General features: G+C 69.7%; 6 protein-coding genes and 1 pseudogene. 4 read left to right on the top strand and 3 right to left on the bottom strand.

What is annotated here, in order from left to right:
• Nucleotides 1-25: 25 nt before the first annotated feature.
• Entirely contained in the window at nucleotides 26-367 is a 342-nt protein-coding gene (locus tag ABD154_RS05025) for an RNA polymerase-binding protein RbpA (protein ID WP_009375781.1), read from the bottom strand.
• 82 nt (nucleotides 368-449) lie between these two features.
• Complete coding sequence (locus ABD154_RS05020; RefSeq protein WP_198498775.1) at nucleotides 450-1,184, bottom strand: glycerophosphodiester phosphodiesterase family protein; 735 nt, start codon at nucleotides 1,182-1,184, stop codon at nucleotides 450-452.
• Nucleotides 1,185-1,239: 55 nt separating this feature from the next.
• Between ABD154_RS05020 and ABD154_RS05015 the strand changes: the two genes are divergently transcribed.
• Together ABD154_RS05015 and ABD154_RS05010 are read left to right on the top strand one after the other, a co-directional pair.
• The gene (locus tag ABD154_RS05015) at nucleotides 1,240-1,596 is read left to right on the top strand and encodes a hypothetical protein (protein ID WP_198498774.1); all 357 of its coding nucleotides are present in this window, start codon (nucleotides 1,240-1,242) and stop codon (nucleotides 1,594-1,596) included.
• Nucleotides 1,597-1,760: 164 nt separating this feature from the next.
• Complete coding sequence (locus ABD154_RS05010) at nucleotides 1,761-2,531, top strand: septal ring lytic transglycosylase RlpA family protein (RefSeq protein ID WP_344250448.1); 771 nt, start codon at nucleotides 1,761-1,763, stop codon at nucleotides 2,529-2,531.
• An 18-nt stretch (nucleotides 2,532-2,549) separates the two neighbouring features.
• Here the strand turns inward: ABD154_RS05010 and ABD154_RS05005 are convergent, their stop codons facing one another.
• A complete protein-coding gene (locus ABD154_RS05005; RefSeq protein WP_198498772.1) occupies nucleotides 2,550-3,518 on the bottom strand; it encodes a helix-turn-helix transcriptional regulator in 969 nt (322 codons plus the stop codon).
• Nucleotides 3,519-3,613: 95 nt separating this feature from the next.
• On the opposite strand from ABD154_RS05005, the gene ABD154_RS05000 reads away from it, so the two are divergent.
• Together ABD154_RS05000 and ABD154_RS04995 are read left to right on the top strand one after the other, a co-directional pair.
• Nucleotides 3,614-4,597 carry an SDR family oxidoreductase gene (locus tag ABD154_RS05000; protein ID WP_198498771.1) on the top strand — a complete coding sequence of 328 codons (984 nt, stop codon included), beginning with the start codon at nucleotides 3,614-3,616 and terminating at the stop codon, nucleotides 4,595-4,597.
• A 37-nt stretch (nucleotides 4,598-4,634) separates the two neighbouring features.
• Nucleotides 4,635-6,050: pseudogene (locus ABD154_RS04995) on the top strand (flavin monoamine oxidase family protein); the annotation flags it as partial.
• Nucleotides 6,051-6,063 lie beyond the last annotated feature (13 nt).

Genomic DNA, 6,063 nt, shown 5'->3' with positions numbered 1-6,063 from the left:
GCCCCTCGTGTCGGGCAGCGGAGTCTCAGCTCTGCGCGGGCACCTCACCGCGGCGAATCGCCAGGCGCTCGTCGAGGAGGACCTGGAGTTCGTCGAAGGACCGGCGCTCGAGGAGCATGTCCCAGTGCGAGCGCACGTGCTTCTCGGGTTCGCCGTCGGGTTCGTTGACGCCGACGCGCACGCCGATGCCGTGGATGCCCGAATCCCACGTCGAGGGGACCTCCGCCTCGATCGAGAACGGAACCTTGAAGCGGGTGCCGTCCTCGCATTCGAATTCGACCATCTGGCGCGGCGCCGGCTCGACGCCCTCCTCCGACTCCAGGCTGCGCGAGCCCAACTGTGTTCCGCGAAGACTGCGTTCGCTCATCTCTTCGACCTTCCGACTCGACTGCAGACGTGCATACGAAAGCAACAGTCTACCGCTTCGGGCTATTCCCCTGCGCGGACGGTCAGCCGAGCGTGCGCTGCGCGAGCGGCACGTCGTCGGTGACGATGGCGTCGACGCCGAGGCCGGCGAGCGTGCGCATGTCGGCTGCCTCATTGATCGTCCACACATGCACCTCGAGGCCGAGCCGGTGGGCGCGGTCGACGAAGTCGCCCGTGACGATCGGCACGCCCTTCCAGCGCATCGGCACCTGGAAGGCGTCGAGGTCGGGGGAGAGCTCGAGCAGACCGCGAGTCGGGAAGCCGGGCAGGGCGCCGAGGAGGAACCGTGCCGTCTCCCCGGTGCCCGCCGAGGTGGCCACCCCGGGCAGGCTCGCCCGCAGCCGGCGCAGCGTGGCATCGGAGAACGACGCCAGGCGCAGGGAGTCCTCGATGCCGCCGAGGCGGACGAAGCGGACCATCGCCGCGATCGACTCCGGAGCCTTGACGTCGATGTTCCACTTCGCACCCGGCAGGGCATCGACGAGATCGCCGAGGCGGGGCAGGCGTCCGCCGTCGACGAGGTCGATGGCGTCGAGCTCGTCGGCCGGCAGGTCCCGGATGAGATGCGGGCAGTCCGCGATGCGCCGCAGATCCGCATCGTGGGCGGCGAAGAGGACGCCGTCGGCGGAGGCGTGGACGTCGGTTTCCATCCAGACGATTCCCGCGTCCCAGGCCGCGGTGAACGCCGTGAGCGTGTTCTCACTCGTGCCGGGCCACAGGCCGCCGCGGTGGGCGATGATCTCAGGCTGGGAATTCATGATCCAATCCTAGAGTCCTGTTGAAATCTCTCCTGGTGTCGACAACGATGGAGGCATGAGCCGAGCACAGGACCCCATCGAACCGGACTTCGTCATCGATTCGACCAAGCGCACCCCCACCGAGCGGGCGCGCACCGCGGCGACCCGCGCCTACGGCGCCGCGAGCAGCGGCGTGAGGAACGTCCGTGAGGCCGCAAAGGGCTCACGCCTCATCGAGGCCGCCGAGTCGTCGGTGAACAGGGCGCTCGGCAGCGTCTCCCATGCGATCGACGACGCCGTGCGCAGCGGCAAGGTCGAACGCGCCTTCGACCGGGCACAGGAGACCGTGACCTCGGGCGCCGACAGCGTCCGCCGACTGGTCACGCGGCGGTCACGGGACACCGGCGATGCCGCCGGGCGCACCCGCGACTGACACCGCCGCAGTGACGGAAGTCTCCTGCGCTCGGGCGGCGATTGCGCGTGCCGCGTTGAAAATGTAACAGTTCGTTAACTAGACTGGCCCCAGGTAACGATCCGATAACTTGGGGCACAGGCTCGCTGAGCGTGTGCCGCGCACTCTCACGCGAAGGACGGACTGTGGGCAAACACTCCTCGACCTCGACGAAGGGCTCGCTCCTCGCCGCACTCAAGCCGGCGAAGAAGCGCACAGGGCGCCACGCACCCGAGGCGAACTCGGCGACCGGAGTCCTCTCCGCCGTCCGGTCGCGCCCCGTGCTCTCGGCCTTCATCGTGCCCGCCGCCGCCACCTCGGCGGTCGTCGGGTCGACGTTCGCGATGGCGCCGAATGCCGCCGGACCCGCGGAGCAGGTCGTCGCGCAGAGCCCGGTCGTCGTCGAGGTTCCCGCTGCCAGCCCGGCCGCCGATGAGAACCTCAAGAAGGCCGAGGAGCAGGCGAAGGCCGAGCCGGAGAAGCTCTCGCTCGAAGCGAAGACGAAGGCACCGGAGCCCAAGCCGTCGGCCTCGAGCGAGAAGTCGTCGACGGCACAGAGCTCCGGATCGAAGTCCTCCGGATCCGACGACTCCGCACCCTCGAAGTCGGGGTCCTCGGCCGGCAGCTCCGGTTCGTGCCCGATGTCCTACTACGGCGGCGGTGACGGCTTCGACGGACAGAAGACCGCGAACGGCGAGACGTTCAACACGAACGAGCTCACCGCCGCGCACAAGAGTCTGCCCTTCGGCTCGAAGGTGAAGATCACGAACAAGGCCAACGGCAAGTCCGTGACCGTGCGCATCAATGACCGCGGCCCCTACAGCGGATCCCGCTGCATCGACCTCTCGAAGGCCGCGATGTCCGCCGTCGGCGGCATCAGCGCCGGGGAGATCCAGGGCACCTACGAAGTCCTCTGACACCGATCGCGCGGCCGGTCACAGCCGGCCGGTCCCTCTGTTGAGTTCGAGAAGCTCGCACGCCCGGCGTGCGAGCTTCTCGCGCACTTCCGCCGGGGAGACGACCTCGACCCCGGGCACGGTGAGCAGCTGCGAGACGGCGACCTCGACCGATTCGAGGGCGATGTCGACCTCGATGCGGCCCACCCCGTCGGCCCCGGTGACCGGACGGGCGGCGGCCACCGCCTCGGCGGTGAGGGGACCGGGGACGTGGTGGACGAGATCAGCGCACGCCGTCTGCGGGAGCCGGATCCGGACCGGCAGTGTGCGCAGACTCCGGTCGAAGTCGATGCGCGCCTGCTGCCAGTGGTCGGCGAGGTCGAATCCCGTGGGACCGGTCGCCTGCGTCCAGTGCACGCGGACCTCGGAGATCCGCGAGACCCGATACGTCCGGGGCGCGACTCCCGGCGGCTGGGCGACGAGGTACCAGCGCCCGGCCTTGACGACGAGACCCAGCGGAATGACGCTGCGTTGCCGGGTGCCGTCGGCCCGCGCATAGGCGAAGCGGAGACCGCGGCGCTGGCGCAGTGCGGTGGCCACGGTGTTCAGTGCCGGGGGAGCGGCCTCCTCGGCGAACCAGTCGGGACCGTCGACGATGACGGTGCGCGTGAGATCGTCGTGACCGGAAACAGCGGCGATCTTCGCCCGCGCTGTCGCGAGGTCGCCGGAGAGCCCGAGATCAGCGGAGGCGAAGGATCCGAGGAGCACCGAATCGAGTTCGGTGCGGGTGAGGCCCGACAGCGGTGACGTCCACTCGCCGAGGAGGCTCACCCCGCCGCCCGGACCGGACTCCGTGACGATGGGCACGCCCATCCGGGAGAGTTCAGCGAGGTCGCGGTAGATCGTGCGCACCGTGACCTCGAGGCGGGTCGCGAGGTCGCTCGCCGTGAGCGGATGCGACCGCGCCGAGAGCAGCGCGATCTCCGAGACGAGTCGGGCGGCCTTCACGCAGCTCTCCCGACCGGCGACACAGCATCCATGGACAGAGATTCTATGCTCATCCCTGACAGTGGATGTCAGGGATCGGGGTCGAGGATCGATCCATGACGCATTCACCAGCTCCAGCTCAGTCCTCCACCCGACCCGCACCGACCCGTCTCGACAGCCGACCGTTGGCCGGCCGGACCGCTCTCGTCGCCGGGGCGACCCGCGGCGCCGGCCGGGCGATCGCCCGGGAACTCGCCGCCGCCGGAGCATTCGTGTGGTGCACCGGCCGGTCGACGGCCGGCGCACCATCGGACTACGGGCGACCGGAGACGATCGAGGAGACGGTCGACCTCATCCGCGCCGCCGGGGGAGAGGGGCAGGCCGTGGTCTGCGACCACCTCGACGAGGAGTCGTTGTCCGCCCTGGCCGAGCAGGTCGAGGCGGAGGGCCGGGGCCTCGACATCCTCGTCGGCGACATCGGCGGAGAGGCGTACGTGTCCTGGGGTCAGCCGCTGTGGGAGGGCGACGGCGCCCAGGGTCGGCGACTCCTCGAGACCGGTCTGCTCAGCCACCTCCTCACCGCCCGTGCCCTCCTCCCGCTGCTCACCCGCACACCGGGCGGGCTCCACATCGAGATCACCGACGGCACGAGCGCCTACAACGCGACGCACTTCCGCGAATCCATCTGGCTCGACCTCACGAAGACGGCGATCAGCCGGTTCGCCTTCGGTCTCTCCCATGAGCTCGCCCCCGTCGGCGCGACCGCCGTGGCCCTGACCCCGGGTTGGCTGCGCTCGGAGATGATGCTCGAGGGCTTCGCGACGACTGAGGAGACGTGGCTGACCGACGCCCTCGACGAGTCGAACGAGGCCGCACCCCGGGACTTCGCGATCTCCGAGACCCCGCACCTGATCGGCCGCGGCATCGCCGCACTCGCCGCCGATCCCGACCGTCACCGCTTCACGGGACTCACGCTGAGCAGCTTCGACCTCGCCGGCACCTACGATCTCACCGACCTCGACGGCTCCCGACCCGATTCGTGGGGCTACCTCGCCGCGAAGGAGGACGATCCGTCCGCGGACCCGATGACCTTCCGATGACCGGGTGTCGTGAGACACCGCTACCCAACCCCGGTGCCCGGGACTACTCTGGCAGTACATCAGAGGAACCACGATCCTTGAGGGGAGCGCCATGTCGGAGGAGACAGCAGACGTCATCATCGTCGGAGCCGGGCCGACGGGGCTGACCGCCGCCCGCGCGCTCACCGCGGCGGGCCGGTCGGTCATCGTCCTCGAAGCCCGCGACCGGGTGGGCGGGAGGACGTGGACGGACACGATCGACGGACAGATGTTCGAGATCGGCGGCCAGTGGATCTCACCGGACCAGACGGCGATCCTCGACCTCGTCGACGAACTCGGCCTGACGACCTACCAGCGCTACCGGGACGGCGACAGCGTCTACCTCGCACCCGACGGGACCCGCACCGTCTACGACGGCGGCATGTTCCCCGTGCCCGCGGCCACGCAGGCGGAGATGGAACGCCTCATCGGCCTGCTGGACGACCTCGCCGAGCGCATCGGCGCCGACGCCCCGTGGGACGCCGCCGAGGCCGCCGACCTCGACGCAGTCTCCTTCCAGCACTGGCTGGAGGGGCAGTCCGACGACGCGCTCGCGGTGGCGAACATCGGGATGTTCGTCGCCGGAGGCATGCTGACGAAGCCGACGACCGCGTTCTCGGCGCTCCAGGCGATCCTCATGGCCGCCTCGGCGGGATCGTTCTCCCACCTCGTCGACGACCACTTCATCCTCGACCGCCGGGTCGTCGGCGGCATGCAGTCGGTGTCGCAGCGCCTGGCCGCCGACCTCGGCGAGGACATCGTGCGGCTGAACAGCCCCGTCCGAACCATCGACTGGAGCGGTGAGAACGTCGTCGTCTCCACCGATGACGCGTCCTACACCGGCACCGCGGTGATCGTCGCCGTCCCGCCCAACCTCTACTCCCGGATCACCTACGTCCCGCACCTGCCGCGCCTCCAGCAGGTCTTCCACCAACACCAGTCGATGGGGCTCGTCATCAAGGTCCACGCGACGTACCCGCGCCCGTTCTGGCGGGAGCAGGGCCTGTCGGGCACCGGTTTCGGCGCCGGCCACCTCGTCCAGGAGGTCTACGACAACACGAATCACGGGGAGGAGCAGGGAACGCTCGTCGGCTTCATCTCCGACGTCAACGCCGACCGCATGTGGGCACTGAGCGAGGAGGACCGGAAGACTGAGATCCTCGAGGCGATCGCCGCGTTCCTCGGACCGGAGGCGCTCACCCCGACGGTCTTCCACCTCTCGGACTTCGGGGCCGAGGAATGGACGCGCGGGGCGTACGCGACGAGCTACGACCTCGGGGGACTGAGCCGCTGGGGCCGGTACCAGAACGATCCCGTCGGGCCGCTCCACTTCGCGAGCTCGGACATCGCCGGCCGCGGCTACCAGCACGTCGACGGCGCGGTGCGGATCGGGCGGGACACCGCTGAGACGGTGCTTCGCGCTCTCGCCGACTAGTGGTTAGATGAAC

This window comes from Brevibacterium sanguinis, from assembly GCF_039528855.1.
Taxonomy (GTDB): Bacteria; Actinomycetota; Actinomycetes; order Actinomycetales; family Brevibacteriaceae; genus Brevibacterium; species Brevibacterium sanguinis.
The sequence above is the reverse complement of the archived record's forward strand: the minus strand, read 5'-3'. Positions and strand labels throughout refer to the sequence as shown.